The sequence below is a fragment of the Providencia sp. PROV040 genome (assembly GCF_032706145.1).
Classification (GTDB): domain Bacteria; phylum Pseudomonadota; class Gammaproteobacteria; order Enterobacterales; family Enterobacteriaceae; genus Providencia; species Providencia hangzhouensis.
In genome coordinates, this window is the sequence record NZ_CP120530.1 from 507531 (window position 1) to 525511 (window position 17981).

Below are 17981 nucleotides of genomic sequence, written 5' to 3' on the forward strand. Positions count from 1 at the left end.
AGTTTAAAGGTGAATAAAGTACTAAATCAAGGAATGGGGGAAGCTTGGCTGCGCATGAAAACTTTTAAATGCCAGTAAAAAATAAGGGACATCATCATAGCCGACTTCTTGGGCGATACGTGTCATAGGCATATTTTCTGTTCTAGATAATATCATTGCTTTGTTCATTCGGGACATTAAGCTAATTTTGGAAAAACTTGTATATTCACTGGCAAGTCGTCGTTTAAGGGTTGAAGGGCTCATATGGAGTTTTTTCGCGATAGTATCTAGAGTATGGCATTGTTTACCTGCGCTATGAAAAATTAAGTCATACACTTTATCTTTTATCGAGATATTCATTGAGGCATATAATGTAGAGGTAAATTCATTTACCAGTAAAAAAAATGATAGAATAAAGTTTAAATGAATATGAATAACATTATGGCTGGTCGGTGAGTTAGCTTCTTTAATTGCAGAATGAAATACATCTTCAATAATCGGGTTTTCTTGTAAGCTAGTACAACAAATTTGGCTTATTGAGAGTGTCTTTTTTTTATTAATAAATAATGCTGCATGCTGTTGGTAAAAGGATTTTAACATATCGGTGGTCATTGGAAGTACATCTACAGCCAGCAGATTGTGATTATCAAGATTGATTATCTCAATTGATGATCCTTTGGGGAGAAAACAGATATCTGCAGCCGTTAGTCTTTGCCATGGGCCTTCTTCTATCCGTATTTCAATTTCGCCAGACCTCACTTTAAATAGTAGAGAGTGAGTTAGATAAAAGCTATTTTTTATTTTATTTGATAGGGTTTCAATATAGGTATGAAACGATTTAACACAGAAATTAGTCGACATTTTTGAACCTAAATAAATATTACCTACGATTATTACCGTAAAATTATTCTGGTTGTGTCAAAGAATTGTTCACGGCTTCCATATTTTTAATAACAAACCTTGAGCTTACATAAGCTGAAAGATCGATTTGTTATTACTTCCTGACTTAATAAACTTCAGTGTATAGCGATGTGGTTTATTAAAAGGAACGCAGGGATACTAATTTTATATAGGGTATATTGATTTAATTACTGGTCACGATTTTTTATGTTTTTGAGAGAGAACAATAAGTTCTTAACGAGTCAGTAATATTCCGAGAGTCATTATTTTAACTCATTGTTTTTATTTGAAATAATTATTTTTATTTTAATATTGGAATTATATTTTTAGAGTAAAAAAAAGATAAGTAAGAAAAAAACAAAGTGAAATGACAACTATTAGGTGATTAACATATAAAAAATAGTAGGAGTAAATAAAAAGGCAGAGTACGTTGAATATACTTCTGCCTTATCGTGCGTTGGACCAGTAATCAATTCAATATTTGGTTTAACTGACTATATAGGCCTTGTGCGCTCTTCTTATAACCCTCGACGGAGAGGTGCACATTGTCAGGTCGTGCTAAATCTTGTGCTGCCCATGTGCGAATTGAACAAGGGCCACCCATAAAGGCTTGCCAGTCCCAAAATAGCGTATTTTCCTGAGCGGCAACTGTTTTTTGAATTTGAATCACACTCGTTAAATTCACTGGCATCTGAGCTTGGCAACTCGCCGCATCATTAAATTTAAGTGAATCATTCGGGCCGATAAGTAAAATAACGCTATTTGGCATTTGTTGGCGAATTAAGCGAATTTTGGCGCGTAAATTTTGCTCGTAAGCGGCTAAATCTAATGTATCGTTAAAAGCTTCATTGGTTCCATAGGCTAAAATCACCATATCAGGGGACATTTGAGCTAAGGTTTCGCTCCATTGTGGTTGCCATTTATCTGTCATACTCAGTGTTGCACCATTGAGCCCAAGAGCTGAAAACATTACTCCTGGTTTTTGCGAACGCACTAACCACCCACCAATTTTCAACCCATCACCTTTATTAACAGTAACTTGGGCTGGAAGCTGGGTATTTACAGGGGACGAAAATACCCACTGGTTGCCTGTGGCTGGCAATGCAACATTGGGGGAGACTGCAGGAGCGACACGCATTTGTGAGTCACTTGTGCTTTGGTATAGAGTTTGTAGCTGATAAGCACCTAGCGCAGGCTGTAAAGGCTTGAGCACTACTTTACTGTTGGCTGCTTGTGGCTCGGCAATTAGCCCACCAAGTGGGTAATCAAAGCGTTCATCTTTGCGGCTTGAAGCCAGTGACCACTCTTTCTTTTCGCTCATACGGTTAATGGTCGCTGTTCGTTGTCCAGGTACCGAAATCGGAGGAATGAAGCCTGGACCCGCGTCACCATAACGTTGCTGAAATAATGTTCTTAAATTACCGCTGAAAAAGTCAGCGGCTGTATGTGAATCACCAATTTGGACAATGTGAACTTGTTGGTTGCCTTGGCGCAACTTATTTGCCAACTGTGGCAAATTAGGCTCTGCGTTATTGACCAACTGCCCTTGTGCAACGACTGGCTGGCCTTTAGGCAGGCTAGTCGTGCGAGTTTTGTCTGATGTGTTCTGGCAAGACAATAAGCCCAGCGACAAAAGCGCAATCACGCTACCCGCCAATATTTTGGACTTAGCTTGACACAGTTTGTTCAGTTTCATGAGGTTCCTTTTCTTCCTCTTCTTCGAAATGAATGAGTGAGAATACTTTTTCAGCAATCAATTGTTGACCTTTTCCGCTGAAATGGATCCCGTCACCACTTCGCAATTTAATGGTACTACTCGCATCACCGATATAGTCAGAATAGGTATCGCCTTTATATTTAAAGACATCATTGACCGAAAAGTAAATTTCACCGTTGTCTTCAACTTCAGATTGGTAGAGGCTACTTAAGAATTTCATACCATCGGAGAGCGTATTTTTACGCATATTAGGAGGCCCAACCCAAATAACATCAACATTGTGCTGGCGAGCGGTCGATATTATATCACCAATTCGTTCACGGTACACTTTTTCCCAATCTTCACTTTTAAATTTGACGTATTTATAACCCGTTTGTGGTGGCATATCCCAAGGGTCGTTAGGTCCTAAAAAAACGACTAAAACCTTAATGTTGGGGTTATCATTCAATGCCTTAGCAATGGTTTGGGGCCAATTGAAAAAGCGTGGATACGCCAGTCCTGTACTTTGCTTGCTTAGATTAATGCTATCGATATTATATTTTTTCAAGAGCATGTTTTTAACATGTGGAGCGACGCCTTGCATCATGGAGTCCCCCGCGAACAGGACTTGTTGGCCCTTTTCGATATTGGCAATATGTTTTGCCACGATTGGCTGATCTTTTTTGATTGTAAAACCACCAAAGTTAATTTTCTGGTTTTTCTCTCTAACTTGTGGTCGTTTAAGCCGCTCAGGGAAAGTAATCGATAAGCTTTCAGCTGGATAAATATAGCCATTTACGAAATGAAGACCAATTTGAAACTCTTTGGGGAAACTGAGTTTTTTATCTTTATTGGCCAGTTCAAGCTCTGCGGCTTGTTTGTCTTCCTGCGCTTTTTGCCCTGATGCGTAATAAGTGAATAAGCTTCCTGCTTCAAGCGCACCATCATGTAAGTAAGCACCATAATCCCAGATAGGATTCCCTGCCATTTTTGCCCATGGGGTATCTTGGTGATATTTTTGCTGCCAAAATCGTTCTAGTGAGCTTTGATTCAACCAAATTAATAATAGGCCAGCAATTAGGACAATAAATAAAATCTGCCCAACTTTGATTAGGGTATTTTTAAACTCAGAAGTTAGCATAAATAAACCCCGGCATACCTGAAGGAGAAAGCATAAACATAATAGTTAGAATAATCGCGAGCGGAATAGGATAATAATACCAAGGAATGGTTTGGTATTTTTTTGCCACATAATGGTAGCCTTGTACAAAATAAGGGTAGGTAATCAGTAGTAGCCAAAATGCGATTAGTAAGCCTAGGCTTGCATTAATTGAAGCAATAAAACCAGGTGCAATGATTTGATTGGCCATTAACAGGGCATCATCAAATGAGGGGCTACGGAAGAAAATCCATGCAAAGCAGACAAAATGGAAAGTAATAATTCGTGACACCCAAACGGATAATGTTTTATTAGGAATCACTTGGGTCCATCCTAATTTTTCCATGCATAAACTCTTAAGATTGAGTAGCACAATTCCTAATCCATGAATGGCTCCCCAAACTACAAATGTCATTGCTGCACCATGCCATAACCCTGAAATGACCATCGCAAGGAATACATTGGTATTCATACGGCTAAAACCTTTGCGGTTACCGCCTAGGGGGATATAAATATAGTCGCGAATAAATGTAGATAAGCTGATGTGCCAACGGGCCCAAAACTCTTTTAAATTTGCAGCTAAATAAGGCGCATTAAAGTTAACAGGGACTCTAAATCCTAATAATAACGCGATGCCCGTCACCAGATTGGTATAACCTGAGAAGTTAAAGTAAATATTCCAAGCATAGGCATAGGTTGCTACTAGGATCTCTCCCGCATTGTAACCCACGGGAGAATCAAAGACTGGATTTACAAAATTTTCAGACAAGTAAGAGCTAAATAAAAACAATTTCACTAGTGCTAATGAAATAAGCAATATCGCTTTTCGAGGATCTAAAACCTCACGGCTTTCCGCTTGTATTTGGGGAAGAAAGTTCTTCGCGCGGTTGATTGGCCCTGCGACGATGCTCGGAAAAAATGCAAGATACAATGTTACATCAAAGAAATCGGCTTTAGGAATTTCTTTGCGACAAACTGATACCGTATAGCTTACCGAATGGAATACATAAAATGAGAGTCCAAGTGGTGCGAGTATTTCCAATATAGGAAGACCAACACTAAAACCAAATTTATCGAGTGTTTGCTGAATAGTCTCTTGGAAGAATGAGTAATATTTAAAGGTGGTAAAGAAGCCAACAATGACAGCGGTAAGAATACCGTATATCCATCGACTAGAGAGCCAATTGGTTGCCACGTTGGTAAGCAAATAAATAATCAGTGTGTAGCTAAATAAGATATAAGCAAAGTCAGGACTAAATGAATAAACAAAAAAATAGCTAGCAGTGATTAATAAGCCATTTTGTAACTTTGCACTGGGCTGACAACCCCAATAAATAAGAAAAAAAATCAAGAAAGAGCCAAGAAACTCAAAAGAGAAGAAATTCATATTAGACTCAAAGATGTTAATTATTTTGTTAGAAGGTTAGGGTATATGATATTTGATCTCTTTTTCTATGCAATCAGAATATTGCTCGTCATATTTCGAATGGTGACTTTGTTGGCTACATTCAGCTACCCTAGTCACATACTTATGTATGCTCCTAGGGATATCCTCTCTTGCCGCCTCGCCACCACTCGAACTATTTAGAGCAATGTGGTGAAACTGAAATACCCAATAAAAGACAATTAAACCATCAGATTAAAAACGAGAGATAGCTTCTCTTGCCGCCTCGCCACCACTCGAACTATTTAGAGCAATGTGGTGAAACTGAATATCCAATAAAAGGCAATTAAACCATCAGATTAAAAACGAGAGATAGCTTCTCTTGCCGCCTCGCCACCACTCGAACTATTTAAGGCAATAGAGTAAATCTAAAAAAACATAAAAAATGAATTAGTCGAATGAGTTAAGTAAGTTAAATACGGTTTGTGAGGGATAAAAAAATCCACTTAGTTAAGTGGATTTTTTATGTCTTGTACCTGGTGATACAAAATTAAATGCGAGTGGCTGCTCTTTGCTGAGCTTGTGTAATCAATTCTTCATTACTCGCGTATATCTCTTGTAAATAGCGGTTATAAGTAGAACCTAACTCTGAGTACCCTTTCATATCATTGATTAACTTTTTAGTATCTAGCTCATCTTTTGATAGACGCTGTTTTGCTCGTGAAGTACGTAGTGACTCATAAGCATTATGGGTATTCATATTTTTCATATAAGCAGTCACGGTCTCTTCTACAGAAGAATATGTAGAATAGCCTTTAATCTTTCCTTGTTTGGTCTGGCAGCCACTACCGCAGCGCATACCAAATAAATTACCGTTTTGCAGAGCAAGTTGTGATGTACCCCAACCAGACTCTGTTGCTGCTTGTGTGGCAACTAAGTGTGTTGGCATGATGTCGACACGACTCAATAGTTTGTTCCAATTTAAACGTTTTGGATTACTACATTTCATACCATAGCTATTACAGATTTGTTCAAGACGGCGCAACTCTTGTGCGCTCCACTTCTTATTAGCTTGTACTGATAGCAACCAAGTACGTTCAGCCATAATCTGCTTATTCACTTTTTCAATAACAGGGACAACCGTTTTCAAAAATGCTTTCTTTCGAGGCGTACCAGAAGGGTATTTACGCAAGTCAGGGAGTGAGGTTTTAGCCTGACTTACATTCTGTTGCACAGTTTTATTAGTATACTCTTTATTGAGCATTGTGCTGGTACTGGTGGAGCCCATACTCAGGCTCGAAAATAAAAGTAAAAATAAGAAAGCGAAGACGGCGTTTGTCCTCATCGTTCGAGAGGGCATTTGCTTCTCCTAAGTATCTCTGAACAAAATTCGAGCGAATATTAGCAGATTAATTTTTCACGAGCTACATTTATCCGGGTGACATTAAGGAAATTTCTGTATTATTTTGTGGATTTTTTTATATTAATATGAATATACTGATTTTAAATGACCTAATGGTTTCGTTTGGTATATTTTCATATTATGAATGATAAATTAAACTGTTTATTCCCGTGGCACTCGCTCTTTACTTAAGTTAAATTTGAATAAAAAACATACAATTCATTTAGTTATTATAGGGTTATTTTGTCTGAAAAATAAGCAGTTGACAGTCTATTTTTTGACCGAAATGAGTTCTCCATCGTTTTATTAAAGCCTATCGAGGCGAAAAAAGTGAAATAAGATTATTATCTGCAAATGAGTAAAAAGTGACATTTACCTTAAATTTTAAGCGCAACAATGTCAGGATAAAGTCCTATAGGGTGAGTCATATGGATATCACAAATAGTCCCTTTAAGGTTTTAAAATTTGTTGCAGTAAATCTTGTTGCTTCGCATCTTCCGCCAGCTGTGGAAAATCAGCCACTGTCCAATAAGAGGTCGGTTTGGGGAGCTGTTTCATATTTCCAGTAGGGAGCAAACGCAGTTGTGCGAGTAATGACAAATCATATTTGAGATAGCGGTCAGGCAACGTTAAAAATAAGCCTTCAGATGGCATAATTTGTGGGGGCATCAGAGGATAACGTTGGTCACTTGTTTGGTAATCTCTTGTTAAAACAAGAAATTTCTCTGGTACTCTACGGTAACTGTTCCACCATAAACCATCAACGCTATCAAATATTTTTCGCGTGGTTTTTCTATCTTTGCTACCGAGTTGGTGAAGGGCCAGTGGAAGAATATTTTCCATTGATTGAGAGTAAGTGGCTAAAGAGCCTGCTCGGCCTTGTAGTATCAAAGTTAAGGCGAGACGGGAACCAAGTAAATTTGAGTACAGGTCTTCAGGGGAAAATGCGGAAACCCCTTCAGAAAACCCCGGTACAGATTGATAGCCATACCACTGTGCAATTTCATGCCATACCGCGAGTTGGAAAGCCAATTTTGCGGCTAAGTAGGCGCTTAGTGTATAGCGCTGTTTGGCGGATTTCGGCGGTTCAAATGCACTGAAATGTATTTGTCTATCCGCTAATTCTTCACTCAGTGACAACGACCATTGTTGGCCTAGACGTGGGTAAATTTGGCTAAATAAGTAAAAAGTATAATCTGCAGTATCTCTGACATGGGAAATATCAATAAACCCGCTTTTATCCGTATAGAGTAAGCCTATTTTTTCATTACTGAGCCCCATTAATGCCGCAGAGGCACCTAAAAAGCTGTCATTATAATGATGTTCTCCTAGGCTATCTGCTTCAACGATATTATCGATAGTGTAAAACGGGACAGGTAATCCCCATAGCTCAGCTTGCAAGTTGTAGCCAAAGGCGCAGCAAGCGCGCAAACCTTGTGGTGGGGCTAAGGAAGCAATAATAGGCCAATTTTGTGAGGCTTCTTCAAAAGTATAGGGGGTAATGACAGGCTCAATAACGGGCAAGTCCAGTTTGTCATGACTTTGGCAAGCGGCTAATAAAAGCCCAATCCCCATTGCCAGAACCCATTTGAACATTAAAACGCCTCCCCAACTTGAAAATATACCCCTGTACTGTTGCGGCCAACACCGAAATCCAAGCGAACATTCATTCTTGGTTTAAATTCAAAACGATAGCCTACGCCAACAGTGGGCAACCAATGCCCTTGGCCTAATTCAGATGCAGCATCACTCATGGTTCCTGTTCCTAGCCAACCCACAACGCCATGACGCCAATCGAGTTTATGGCGAAGTTCAATTTGGCTGGTGAATATATTGTTATCACGATAGCGGCCTTCGTAATACCCGCGCATACGGTTACCATTACCGAGTAATGATAGCTGGTTCCACGGTACATTTCCGGTTGAAAACCTCGCATAATTGTCGAATGCAATAACAGTCTCTTCGGCTAAGGCATGGTAATAGGCATATTGTAATTGGGTGGTTTGGAAACGTGTATCGCTACCGAGGCTAGGCGCAAAATAAGTATAGATGGCCTCAAAAGCTTGCCCATGATAGGCATTGGGCAGAAAATCTCGTGTGTCATAACTGTAGTATGCACTGATGCCTGAATTTAACACCGAACGACCCCCAATTGAATTGGAGAAATACTGTTTGGCGCCATCATCAGGATCGCTGGCATTGATTGATGAAAAGTCCCAACCAAGACCAATATAAGTCGAATCGGCTAATTGATATAAGACTCTTGGGGTTATTTGGAATTCTTGGGAATGGTACTTTTCTTTATTGTGATCGTTTTTCCCTGCAGAATATCCCTTACCCCAGTAATAAGTGGGAATATTGTTAATGGTGCCGGAAACAAATAACCGCCACTGGTCGTTATCAATAAAATTATAATTGGTAAAATTTAAGCCAAACGCGCCTGTAGACGACGCAAAACCACTTAAGCCAATAGAAGACGGCTGGGTTTGTTTATCTTCTTTATCTATTCGATATAAACCAACCAGCGCAGTACCAATACCAACGCCCATTTCGGGGGTATAAAATGGCCCCGGTAATACGCCCCAATCGACAGTTTTACTTTCATCAAAGCTATTTTTTCCACCGAGATCGTTTAACCAGCCATCGATTTGCTGGCGATCAGGGAGTAAATCAGCTTTAGCGGGAAAAATAATAAAAAGGCTGAGCAAGGCCAGCCTTTGGATAATTGCCGAATGCCACATTAAAAACGGAATTCCCCAGAAATATAAAAACTATTTCGGTTATTAAAACCGACTTCTGTTAACACATTAAAGTTTCTAGTGAGTTCGACACGGGCACCGATAGTATTATTCCATTTATGGGCAAGATGTTGTTTAACATCGAATTTTGCATCGTCTGGCGCTAATGCCATCAACCCACTCAATTCAGGCGGTAAATCTAGTTTATTAATATCACCTTTGAATCGTTGGGTAATATCTTGATACATGGCACCAGTCCAAATTTGTAGCTTTGTATTACCTTGACCAGGGATTAAAGGTTCAAAGATAAATTCATAACCAACCCGAGGAGTTACAACAAAAGCAGTAATGTCACCGTCTAAGATATCAAGGCTTGTTCTGGTATAGTTAAAATCTAATGTACTAAAGAATTGGTTATACCCACCAGCGAAGGTAACACCACCACCATACGTTTTTCCTTTATAATCTAATTCAAAAGGCAGATTTTTACCGATATCAATTATATTTTCTTTGCCAAAAATTTTGACCCGAGCTTTTACACTATCAAGATTTGTGGTTGATGTTCCTTTGGTTTTTCCATAAACGCCATATACGTTCATAAATGGAAAGACCCAAGTATCGAGTTTTAACATATGTGATTCATTCTTACTGCGTGTATGTCCTGTTTTAATCATTAAGTCATCATTTAAATCGAATTTAACAAAAGGAATATTTACGCCCTTTTCTGATTTAAAGGCTATTTTGTCAACTTTTATATCTTGACGTAGGTTCATATATCCGTAGCCGATCCCAAAAGGTTCCGGTAAATCATACCCTCGAGCGCGGGCTTCATCGCCCCAAATCGGCAGTACTCGTGACTCTGTGGTAGAAGAACGAGTAATGCCGCCTTCGCTGTTACTTTGTGGGACTCCAGACTCACTTACAGAGACCGAAAATAACGGACGATCACTATCGGCAAAGCTCACAGACATGCTCATAATAGAAGAAAGAATCAGTGCAGTACTGAATTGAATGCGTTTCATAAAATTGGCTCAATCTTTAGATAATAGAGAGGTGTAGTTAGGTATATCTATAATAGTTGGAATTTTAACATTGATAATTTTTTTATCGATAGCGCTTAATGCTTTTTTATGAAGATCTAAAACTAGATACCTGTATGTTAATTATTTATTTAAGATTATCATTTTTCATACCTAAAATAGCTGCCGATGCAAGAAATAACATCGGCACGATAGGGCTGAAAATACTACTTTTTGTTTTGTTGATGAAACTTAACACGCTCATGAAAATAGGCTTTTAAATGGTCTTCCATTTGGTGAATCTTTTGTTCTAAGGCGTTGACCAGCACTTCATCGCTATTCATATCGAAAACGCGCTGCATCGCCAGTTCATCAACATATTCTTTTTGTGCCTTGGTTAAATCAGCCATATTTGAATTACCTTTATTGAAATAGAACTTTTGCTTTATCAATTTAAAGCAAATTAAAGAAAGTGCATTATTGTGCCTCAGTCAATACAGTATGAAAAGTAGAATAACTGATTGTCGAATAATGATTATTTATTAACTTACTTGCAATACGAAGGATCAAATCACAATCTCTGTTTGTTAAGAATAATCACAATATTCTTAATGAATATAAGCTGATATCCTCGCCAGAGTCACTTATTAATAGGTCTGAAAATGAATAATAAACAACACTACCTTGATACCGCAGCAGGTGAGGGTGAAAAAGAAGCATCAATGATGGTTGCTATCCCTGGTTCTGAGCTGACGTCTTTATTATTAGAGCAGCGTTTAGAAGAGCAAACTTATTTCACCGATGGTGAAATAGACTACATTCCTGAGGATGGCGGTTTTTTCTTTAGCTGTAAAAAAGATGAAGAAGAATTACGTTTTTATATCTCTTTAGTGGATAGCGACCCTGAATATACCATCAATCCTTATTTTGCCACTGATCCAATCAGCCCTGAGCTGTATGCAGAGGCCAGTGCTGCTCCTCAAGCAGTGATTGTTGAATGTTTATTTCAAGGGCAGCCATTAGTTAATTACCTTCAGCAGCTGAAAATTATTCAAATATTAGTGCCAGATTTATTACTAGGCTTGGATATTTCTGCCGCAGGGAAAGTGTTTACTCGTGAGTGGCTTAATTTCCAACTAATTGATGATTTGATGCCAAGCATTGATTCTTTGTATGTTGTTCATGCTATTTATGATCAAGAAGACAATGAAGACAAGCCGGAAGAAGAGCGTGCTCCGACCATGTATTGGTTCCATACTCACGGTTTAGCACGTTGTGGTTTATCGGAAGCAGAAATTATTATACCGCACCCGATTGCTTCTTATTATGGTATTCCCGAACTATTTTGGAGCTTCGTGAATAACAGTATTACTCACGGAAAAATCGTGTTTAATGAACCTATTTTTATTGGTCAAACCCAAGCAGGCTATGAGTATTTAGTTGCAGTACCGTTTGAAGAAGGGCTGTTGCATGTGGGTAAATCAACGCCAATTGATGACTTAAAACCACTTGAAGAGATGAATTTCGAGTTTGGTGATGCGTCATCAGAGCGTTTCATGGGGGATTGGCATGATCGAGACGAATCTCATCAGCACCCATCCGCGATGTTGTTCCGTGTGACACAAGAAAACCCGGTATTAGAAAGTTTCTTTGAAGGCTTTGAAGATCAAAACGCGATGATGTTTATGCGTACCGATGAAGAAACCGCTGATATGTCCCGTAAAGCCAAATTACGTTGGGAATATTTTACCCATATGCTAGATAACTACGGGCCAAAACCGGTCGCTCAGAAGAAAGGATTTTTTGCCAAATTCCTCGGTAAAAACGAGGAAGCGGAAGATTCGGAATGGCGCTTTTTAGTGAAATGCGGTATTGGTTACCATGATGCAGAAGAAGATTTCGATGGTCATGAACATATGTGGTTTGAACCTGTTTCTTGGAATGGAGACAAGTTTGAAGGGCGTTTAATTAACCATCCTTTTTATGTGAAAAATATGCAAGAAGGGGAAGTTTATCCATTAACGCGCGACGATATTACGGATTGGACAATTTATTTCCAAGACGGCAGTTATACCCCTGATACGATATATAAATTGTTAAGTGGCGCTCAAGTTCACTAACTTGTCATACTCGTCATACCTCAAGCTGCATGGGTGTTGACTGCGCTCAGCCAGTCGAATCACATACTTATGTATGCTCATCGGTCTGTCTTCGTTTGTCGCCTACATGCAACTTGAATTATTTAGAGTATATACGCGTCACGATTCAAACCGCATGGGTGTTGACTGAGCTCCGCCAGCCGAATCACATACTTATTCAAGCTAGAGTACAAAGGTTTATGTTAGACTGGGCGCGCAATGCGCCCAATTTAATGATGAAAATTTAACGCCATGAATGAATCCGAGCTTTACCAATATGCCTTGTTTATGCTTTCCCGTCGTGATTATGGGAAAGCAGAGCTATTTGCTCGTATGAAACGGCGTATGTATGAAAAAAATGAAGGTATTATTGATGAGCCTTTAATTGAATTGGTGCTTGAAAGGCTAAGTGAGCAACATTTTCTTGATGACGACCGTGTCGCGGGGTTATTAATGCAAGGTTATCTCCGTAAAGGGTATGGACCATTGCGGATAAAACAAGAAATGCGGCAGAAAGGTTTCACTGAAACGGTTGTGGAAAAGCATTTTGCTACTCTAGATGTAGATTGGTTTGAAAAGGCCGCATTGGTTCGTAGTAAAAAATTCGGTGATGACCTTCCTCATGATTTCAAGGAAAAAAGTAAACAAATTAGATACTTACAGTATCGTGGCTTTTTTGGCGATATGATTTATGAGTTATTCAATGGTTAGTTTCCATATTATTAATTTATAAAATCACTTACTTTTCAACTGGTTGAAATAAAATCTGAACATAGTTTTTGACGTTGTTTATTTTAGATTAATCAGTGAATTGTGAGTTCGATCTTTCTTTTATCAATTTCATGTTAACGTTAACATATATTTAATTATATACTGTGTTCATGTTCTGGGCTGCTCACTTCACGATAAATCAAAAAAGAGAAGAAAGCGCTAGCAATGATGTTTATTGGTTTAATTCAAATAGGTATTAATATGAAGATGTTACCGTTATCTGCGATTGCAGCGGCTTTTGTCATCCTATTCCCTTTGGTGGGGGATGCTCAAACGGATTTAAGTCGTATTGAGGCAAGGCTGGAGGCGTTAGAGAAAAGAGCTGAGTTGGCAGAACGACGTGCCGAAGCTGCTGAACAGAAAGCAGAGAAGCTCGAACGAGTGATGAATATGCATGAAACTACCAAACAACCCATATCAACCGTTGTTAAGGAGCCTATTTCCAATACAAATGTACCAAGGGAGAGTGAAGAAAAACCAATATCTGGGATCCAATACCACAATGATTACGGTGAACTTAAGCTTTATGGCGATGTTGAGTTCAATATGGATGGGGCGAGTCGTCAGGGACAAATTACATCTGTCAGAACGGCTCTTGGGAAAAACAACCAACCAAATAAGAGTGATAATTGGGATATTAATGGACGGATCTTGATTGGGGTAGATGGTAATCATTTGAAAGATAATGGAAATTATGCAGGGTTTTCTGTGCAGCCGCTTGCGGATATGACAGGAAAAATGAACCTTGATGATGCCGCTTTTTATTTCGGGCAAAAGGATCGCTGGCAAGTAAAGCTCGGCCGTTACGAAGCTTATGATATGTTCCCATTAGGGCAAGATACGTTTGTACAGTATTCAGGCAATACGGCGAATGATTTATACAGTGATGGGTTCGGTTATATTTATATGATGAAAGAAGGGCGGGGGCGTTCAGGTGATGGTGGTAGTGTTCAACTTTCCCATTCATTAGATGATTGGTATTTTGAAATTAACGCATTGGTTGAAGATGGTACCGCTTTATTCGATGATTCTAATTACCATGGTTATCAGCTAGATAATAAGAAAAATGTTATTTATTTAAGGCCTGTGGTGGCTTGGCAGCCGAATGATTTTAAAGTGGCTATTGCGATGGAATCCCAAGTTATCAACAATGCCTATGGGGATAACGTTGATGGTCATTGGAAGGATATGTCCAAACGTAATGGATATGGTATGACTTTAGGATGGAATAGCGTAGAAAAAGACTCAGATAATGGCGTGCAGCTAACATTCAGTACTGCATACCTAGATGCAATAGCAGAAACAGATTTATCGTTAGGTGGCTATGCCTTGTGGCGTCGCGCTCAACTAGGTTATATCTATGCGCATAATAATATTAAAGATTTTAATGCAGTAAATATTTCGACAGACCCTAATTCAGTATTGAATAACATCCCAGGTAAATATGATATTCATACTTTGTATGCTTCTTATGAGTTACCTCAAATTTTAGCTATAGATAATTACAAAATTTATCTTGGTGCTTATTATTCTAAAATTAATGCAGATGACCCTAATTTGATTAGTCATCATGATGATGAACGCTATGGTGTTCGTGCTCGCTTCAAATATTTTTTCTAGTCTAAGTTAAGCCGTTCTTCCTATGTGTTGTTAATAAATAGGAAGATCGACTGCAAAATAACTATCAAAAAGATTTTTTATTTATTTCTCTTGTGTTTTAACGCATTTCTATATTAAAAATCATCTGCTGACATGATCATTGTCAGTGAATTTTGCTTAATGATTAGGCAGAGTAATTTTTTTTATAATTACAAAATAAGACAGGCAGGAGAAATAAATGATTGAGCTCTTAATCGGCGTTATTGTCGCCATTGGAGTTGGGCGTTATATCATAAAAGGGTATTCCGCAACGGGTGTGTTAATGACAGGAGGGATTTTACTTCTAATCATTACCGCTATTATGGGCAAAAGTATTTTACCAGGTTCTGTTCCGACGACGGGGTGGCGTGTAACAGATATTCTGGAATACATAAAATTCCTATTAATGAGCCGAGGTGGCGACCTTGGTATGATGATCATGGTGTTATGTGGGTTTGCATCTTATATGACTCACATTGGGGCGAATGATGTTGTGGTGAAAATCGCTTCTAAGCCATTAAAAATGATCAACTCACCTTATTTGTTGATGGTTGCTGCTTATATTGTGGCATGTTTGATGTCACTGGCGGTATCTTCTGCGACAGGCCTCGGTGTATTACTGATGGCGACATTATTCCCTGTAATGGTGAATGTCGGGATCAGCCGTGGTGCAGCAGCAGCAATCTGTGCATCGCCAGCGGCAATTATTTTAGCGCCGACATCTGGTGATGTTATCTTAGCGGCAAAAGCGGCTGAAATGCCATTAATCGACTTTGCATTTAAAACGACCTTACCGATTTCTATCGCGGCAATTGTGGCAATGTCAATCGCTCACTTCTTTTGGCAGCGTTACCTCGACAGAAAAGAAAATGTCACGACTGAAATGTTAGATGTGAATGAAATTAAAACCCATGCTCCTGCTTTCTACGCTATTTTACCTTTTACGCCAATTATCGGTGTTTTAGTGTTTGATGGTAAATGGGCGCCTGAATTGCATATTGTTACCATTATTGTTGGCTGTATTATTTTGGCTGCAATCATTGAATTCATCCGTAGCTTCAGCGCTAAACATGTCTATAGTGGCTTAGAAGTTTGCTACAAAGGTATGGCAGAAGCATTTGCAACGGTCGTTATGTTATTAGTGGCGGCTGGGGTATTTGCTCAAGGTTTAAGTACCATTGGCTTTATTAAAGGGCTCATTGACCTTGCACAGTCATTCGGTTCTGGCGCAATTGTGATGATGATTGCACTGGTGGTGATTACGATGTTAGCTGCGATGACCACAGGTTCAGGGAATGCACCGTTCTATGCATTTGTTGAACTAATTCCTCATTTAGCAAAACAAATGGGGGTCAATCCTGCTTACTTAGTGATACCAATGCTACAAGCCTCTAACTTAGGGCGGACTTTATCGCCGGTATCAGGGGTTGTCGTGGCCGTATCTGGTATGGCAAAAATCTCTCCGTTCGAAGTCGTGAAAAGAACGTCAATCCCAGTATTAGTTGGATTGGTTGTGGTTGTAATTGCGACAGAAATATTAGTGCCTATATATCTATAACATTTCAGTTTCTCAGGTAAAAAAAAATGGCTGAGCGAATAACTCAGCCATTCCTCGAATTAAAAATTAAATACTTTATATCTAAAATTTACTCTTTTAATTGATTGCGAAATTATTTTTTTACAGAATAATTACGTGGTGTTTGTTCTTTTACGTTATTAACGAGATCTACCCCAAAAAGTTGAAAGAAATAGAGTAATTAAATTAGGTACTGTTGCCCATTTAATGCAAAATCTGCACATCTTATTTTAATAACGTTAATGATGAAGAACACAAGATGAGCACAATTGAAAAAGCAGTAGTTACAGAAGATAAACCTGTCAGTAAGTGGACTTATAAGGATTTTACTTGGGTACTTTCTTTATTTGGTACCGCCGTGGGGGCAGGCGTTTTATTCCTACCAATTAAAGCTGGTGCTGGGGGTTTTTGGCCATTAGTAGTATTAGCAATAATTGCAACACCAATGATTTGGTTGGCTCATAAAGGGTTAGCTCGCTTTGTCTTATCCTCAAAAAATCCAAATGCCGATATTACCGATACGGTAGAAGAGCATTTTGGTAAAGTAGGCGCAAATATTATTACATTTGCCTATTTCTTTGCTATTTACCCTATCGTATTGATTTACGGTGTCGGTATCACGAATACTGTTGATTCGTTCTTAGTAAATCAATTAGGAATAGACCCACTACCACGATGGTTATTGTCTGGAGTATTGATTGCTGCAATGACTGCTGGTGTGGTATTTGGTCGCGACCTTATGTTAAAGCTCACCTCCCTAATGGTTTATCCTTTGGTATTCATTTTGTTAGCTTTATCATTGTATCTAATCCCTGAGTGGAATATGTCCATGCTAGAGGTGGCTCCTGATTGGAGTGCAATGCCTGTGATTGTTTGGATGGCGATCCCACTTATCGTATTCTCATTTAACCATAGCCCAATCATCAGCCAATTTACTAAAGACCAACGTCAGCAGTTTGGTGATAATGCAGTGGTAAAAACGGATATGATTACTGGTGGTGCAGCATTGATGCTGACTGGTTTCGTGATGTTTTTCGTTTTCTCTGTGGTGTTATCACTAAGCCCAGCAGAGCTTGCCGTTGCGAAAGAACAAAATATCAGTGTGTTATCACATATTGCGAATATCAACCCATCGCCAATCCTATCTTATTTAGGGCCTATTGTTGCTTTCGCTGCGATTGTATCAAGTTACTTTGGTCACTTCTTAGGCGCTCACGAAGGTTTGGTTGGGTTAATTAAATCTCGCTCTTCTTTCTCTGTGAAGAAAATTCAAATGGCATCCATGTTATTTATTGTGATAACAACCTGGATTGTGACTATTCGTAACCCAAGTATTTTAGGCATGATTGAAACGATGGGGGCACCAATGATTGCCGCTATCCTATTCATTCTACCTGTTGTTTCGATGAATATTGTTCCTGCAATGAAGAAATTTAGCACTTCAAAACTGGCACAAATCTTTACTTTTATCTGTGGATTAGCGTCTATTACTTCGGTTATTTATGGTGCATTTTTATAATGACTAAGTGATTCGTTAAGGGCTCTCACTCTATTTGTTGAGTGAGAGCCCCTTGTTGTTTA

The 17981-nt window shown here is 38.9% G+C and carries 14 protein-coding genes; 5 read left to right on the forward strand and 9 right to left on the reverse strand.

Annotated features, from left to right (window positions below):
- Positions 1 to 21: 21 nt before the first annotated feature.
- From P3L40_RS02215 to P3L40_RS02255, 9 genes are all read right to left on the reverse strand, one after another.
- Positions 22 to 840 carry a helix-turn-helix domain-containing protein gene (locus P3L40_RS02215; RefSeq protein ID WP_164561240.1) on the reverse strand — a complete coding sequence of 273 codons (819 nt, stop codon included), beginning with the start codon at positions 838 to 840 and terminating at the stop codon, positions 22 to 24.
- A 508-nt stretch (positions 841 to 1348) separates the two neighbouring features.
- A complete protein-coding gene (locus P3L40_RS02220; protein ID WP_094961457.1) occupies positions 1349 to 2575 on the reverse strand; it encodes an SGNH/GDSL hydrolase family protein in 1227 nt (408 codons plus the stop codon).
- Positions 2547 to 3716, reverse strand: coding sequence for a DUF459 domain-containing protein (locus P3L40_RS02225; RefSeq protein ID WP_036958347.1), 1170 nt, complete (start codon positions 3714 to 3716; stop codon positions 2547 to 2549). The genes P3L40_RS02220 and P3L40_RS02225 overlap by 29 nt, the downstream gene beginning before the upstream one ends.
- A complete protein-coding gene (locus P3L40_RS02230) occupies positions 3703 to 5121 on the reverse strand; it encodes an MBOAT family O-acyltransferase (RefSeq protein ID WP_004261191.1) in 1419 nt (472 codons plus the stop codon). The genes P3L40_RS02225 and P3L40_RS02230 overlap by 14 nt, the downstream gene beginning before the upstream one ends.
- 547 nt (positions 5122 to 5668) lie before the next feature.
- Positions 5669 to 6478 carry a protein bax gene (locus P3L40_RS02235; protein WP_210852945.1) on the reverse strand — a complete coding sequence of 270 codons (810 nt, stop codon included), beginning with the start codon at positions 6476 to 6478 and terminating at the stop codon, positions 5669 to 5671.
- A 492-nt stretch (positions 6479 to 6970) separates the two neighbouring features.
- Positions 6971 to 8116 (reverse strand): DUF4056 domain-containing protein, encoded by a 1146-nt coding sequence (locus tag P3L40_RS02240; RefSeq protein WP_110592516.1) that lies wholly within the window; start codon positions 8114 to 8116, stop codon positions 6971 to 6973.
- Entirely contained in the window at positions 8116 to 9261 is a 1146-nt protein-coding gene (locus P3L40_RS02245) for a BamA/TamA family outer membrane protein (protein WP_096864565.1), read from the reverse strand. Before P3L40_RS02245 ends, P3L40_RS02240 begins: the two co-directional genes overlap by 1 nt.
- Positions 9261 to 10280 (reverse strand): hypothetical protein, encoded by a 1020-nt coding sequence (locus P3L40_RS02250; RefSeq protein ID WP_004261181.1) that lies wholly within the window; start codon positions 10278 to 10280, stop codon positions 9261 to 9263. Before P3L40_RS02250 ends, P3L40_RS02245 begins: the two co-directional genes overlap by 1 nt.
- A 224-nt stretch (positions 10281 to 10504) precedes the next feature.
- Positions 10505 to 10687 (reverse strand): hypothetical protein, encoded by a 183-nt coding sequence (locus tag P3L40_RS02255; protein ID WP_004261179.1) that lies wholly within the window; start codon positions 10685 to 10687, stop codon positions 10505 to 10507.
- A 252-nt stretch (positions 10688 to 10939) separates the two neighbouring features.
- Here P3L40_RS02255 and P3L40_RS02260 point away from each other — a divergent pair, with 252 nt between their 5' ends.
- The 5 genes from P3L40_RS02260 (at position 10940) to P3L40_RS02280 (ending at position 17919) form a co-directional block, all read left to right on the forward strand.
- On the forward strand, positions 10940 to 12397 hold the full coding sequence (locus P3L40_RS02260) for a DUF4026 domain-containing protein (protein ID WP_136135449.1): 1458 nt from the start codon (positions 10940 to 10942) through the stop codon (positions 12395 to 12397).
- 270 nt (positions 12398 to 12667) lie between these two features.
- Positions 12668 to 13126, forward strand: a complete 459-nt coding sequence (locus P3L40_RS02265) for a regulatory protein RecX (protein WP_004261175.1) — start codon at positions 12668 to 12670, stop codon at positions 13124 to 13126.
- A 261-nt stretch (positions 13127 to 13387) separates the two neighbouring features.
- Positions 13388 to 14806, forward strand: a complete 1419-nt coding sequence (locus P3L40_RS02270) for a carbohydrate porin (protein ID WP_136135448.1) — start codon at positions 13388 to 13390, stop codon at positions 14804 to 14806.
- A gap of 217 nt (positions 14807 to 15023) precedes the next feature.
- On the forward strand, positions 15024 to 16382 hold the full coding sequence (gene dcuC, locus P3L40_RS02275) for an anaerobic C4-dicarboxylate transporter DcuC (RefSeq protein ID WP_004261170.1): 1359 nt from the start codon (positions 15024 to 15026) through the stop codon (positions 16380 to 16382).
- 277 nt (positions 16383 to 16659) lie between these two features.
- Positions 16660 to 17919, forward strand: coding sequence for an aromatic amino acid transport family protein (locus P3L40_RS02280; RefSeq protein ID WP_094961452.1), 1260 nt, complete (start codon positions 16660 to 16662; stop codon positions 17917 to 17919).
- Positions 17920 to 17981: the final 62 nt, after the last annotated feature.

Excerpts from the sequence above, each read along its gene's own strand:
- P3L40_RS02215 (WP_164561240.1), bottom strand. The coding sequence starts at position 840 with ATGTCGACTAATTTCTGTGTTAAATCGTTTCATACCTATATTGAAACC.
- P3L40_RS02220 (WP_094961457.1), bottom strand. The coding sequence starts at position 2,575 with ATGAAACTGAACAAACTGTGTCAAGCTAAGTCCAAAATATTGGCGGGT.
- P3L40_RS02225 (WP_036958347.1), bottom strand. The coding sequence starts at position 3,716 with ATGCTAACTTCTGAGTTTAAAAATACCCTAATCAAAGTTGGGCAGATT.
- P3L40_RS02230 (WP_004261191.1), bottom strand. The coding sequence starts at position 5,121 with ATGAATTTCTTCTCTTTTGAGTTTCTTGGCTCTTTCTTGATTTTTTTT.
- P3L40_RS02235 (WP_210852945.1), bottom strand. The coding sequence starts at position 6,478 with ATGCCCTCTCGAACGATGAGGACAAACGCCGTCTTCGCTTTCTTATTT.
- P3L40_RS02240 (WP_110592516.1), bottom strand. The coding sequence starts at position 8,116 with ATGTTCAAATGGGTTCTGGCAATGGGGATTGGGCTTTTATTAGCCGCT.
- P3L40_RS02245 (WP_096864565.1), bottom strand. The coding sequence starts at position 9,261 with ATGTGGCATTCGGCAATTATCCAAAGGCTGGCCTTGCTCAGCCTTTTT.
- P3L40_RS02250 (WP_004261181.1), bottom strand. The coding sequence starts at position 10,280 with ATGAAACGCATTCAATTCAGTACTGCACTGATTCTTTCTTCTATTATG.
- P3L40_RS02255 (WP_004261179.1), bottom strand. The coding sequence starts at position 10,687 with ATGGCTGATTTAACCAAGGCACAAAAAGAATATGTTGATGAACTGGCG.
- P3L40_RS02260 (WP_136135449.1), top strand. The coding sequence starts at position 10,940 with ATGAATAATAAACAACACTACCTTGATACCGCAGCAGGTGAGGGTGAA.
- P3L40_RS02265 (WP_004261175.1), top strand. The coding sequence starts at position 12,668 with ATGAATGAATCCGAGCTTTACCAATATGCCTTGTTTATGCTTTCCCGT.
- P3L40_RS02270 (WP_136135448.1), top strand. The coding sequence starts at position 13,388 with ATGAAGATGTTACCGTTATCTGCGATTGCAGCGGCTTTTGTCATCCTA.
- dcuC (WP_004261170.1), top strand. The coding sequence starts at position 15,024 with ATGATTGAGCTCTTAATCGGCGTTATTGTCGCCATTGGAGTTGGGCGT.
- P3L40_RS02280 (WP_094961452.1), top strand. The coding sequence starts at position 16,660 with ATGAGCACAATTGAAAAAGCAGTAGTTACAGAAGATAAACCTGTCAGT.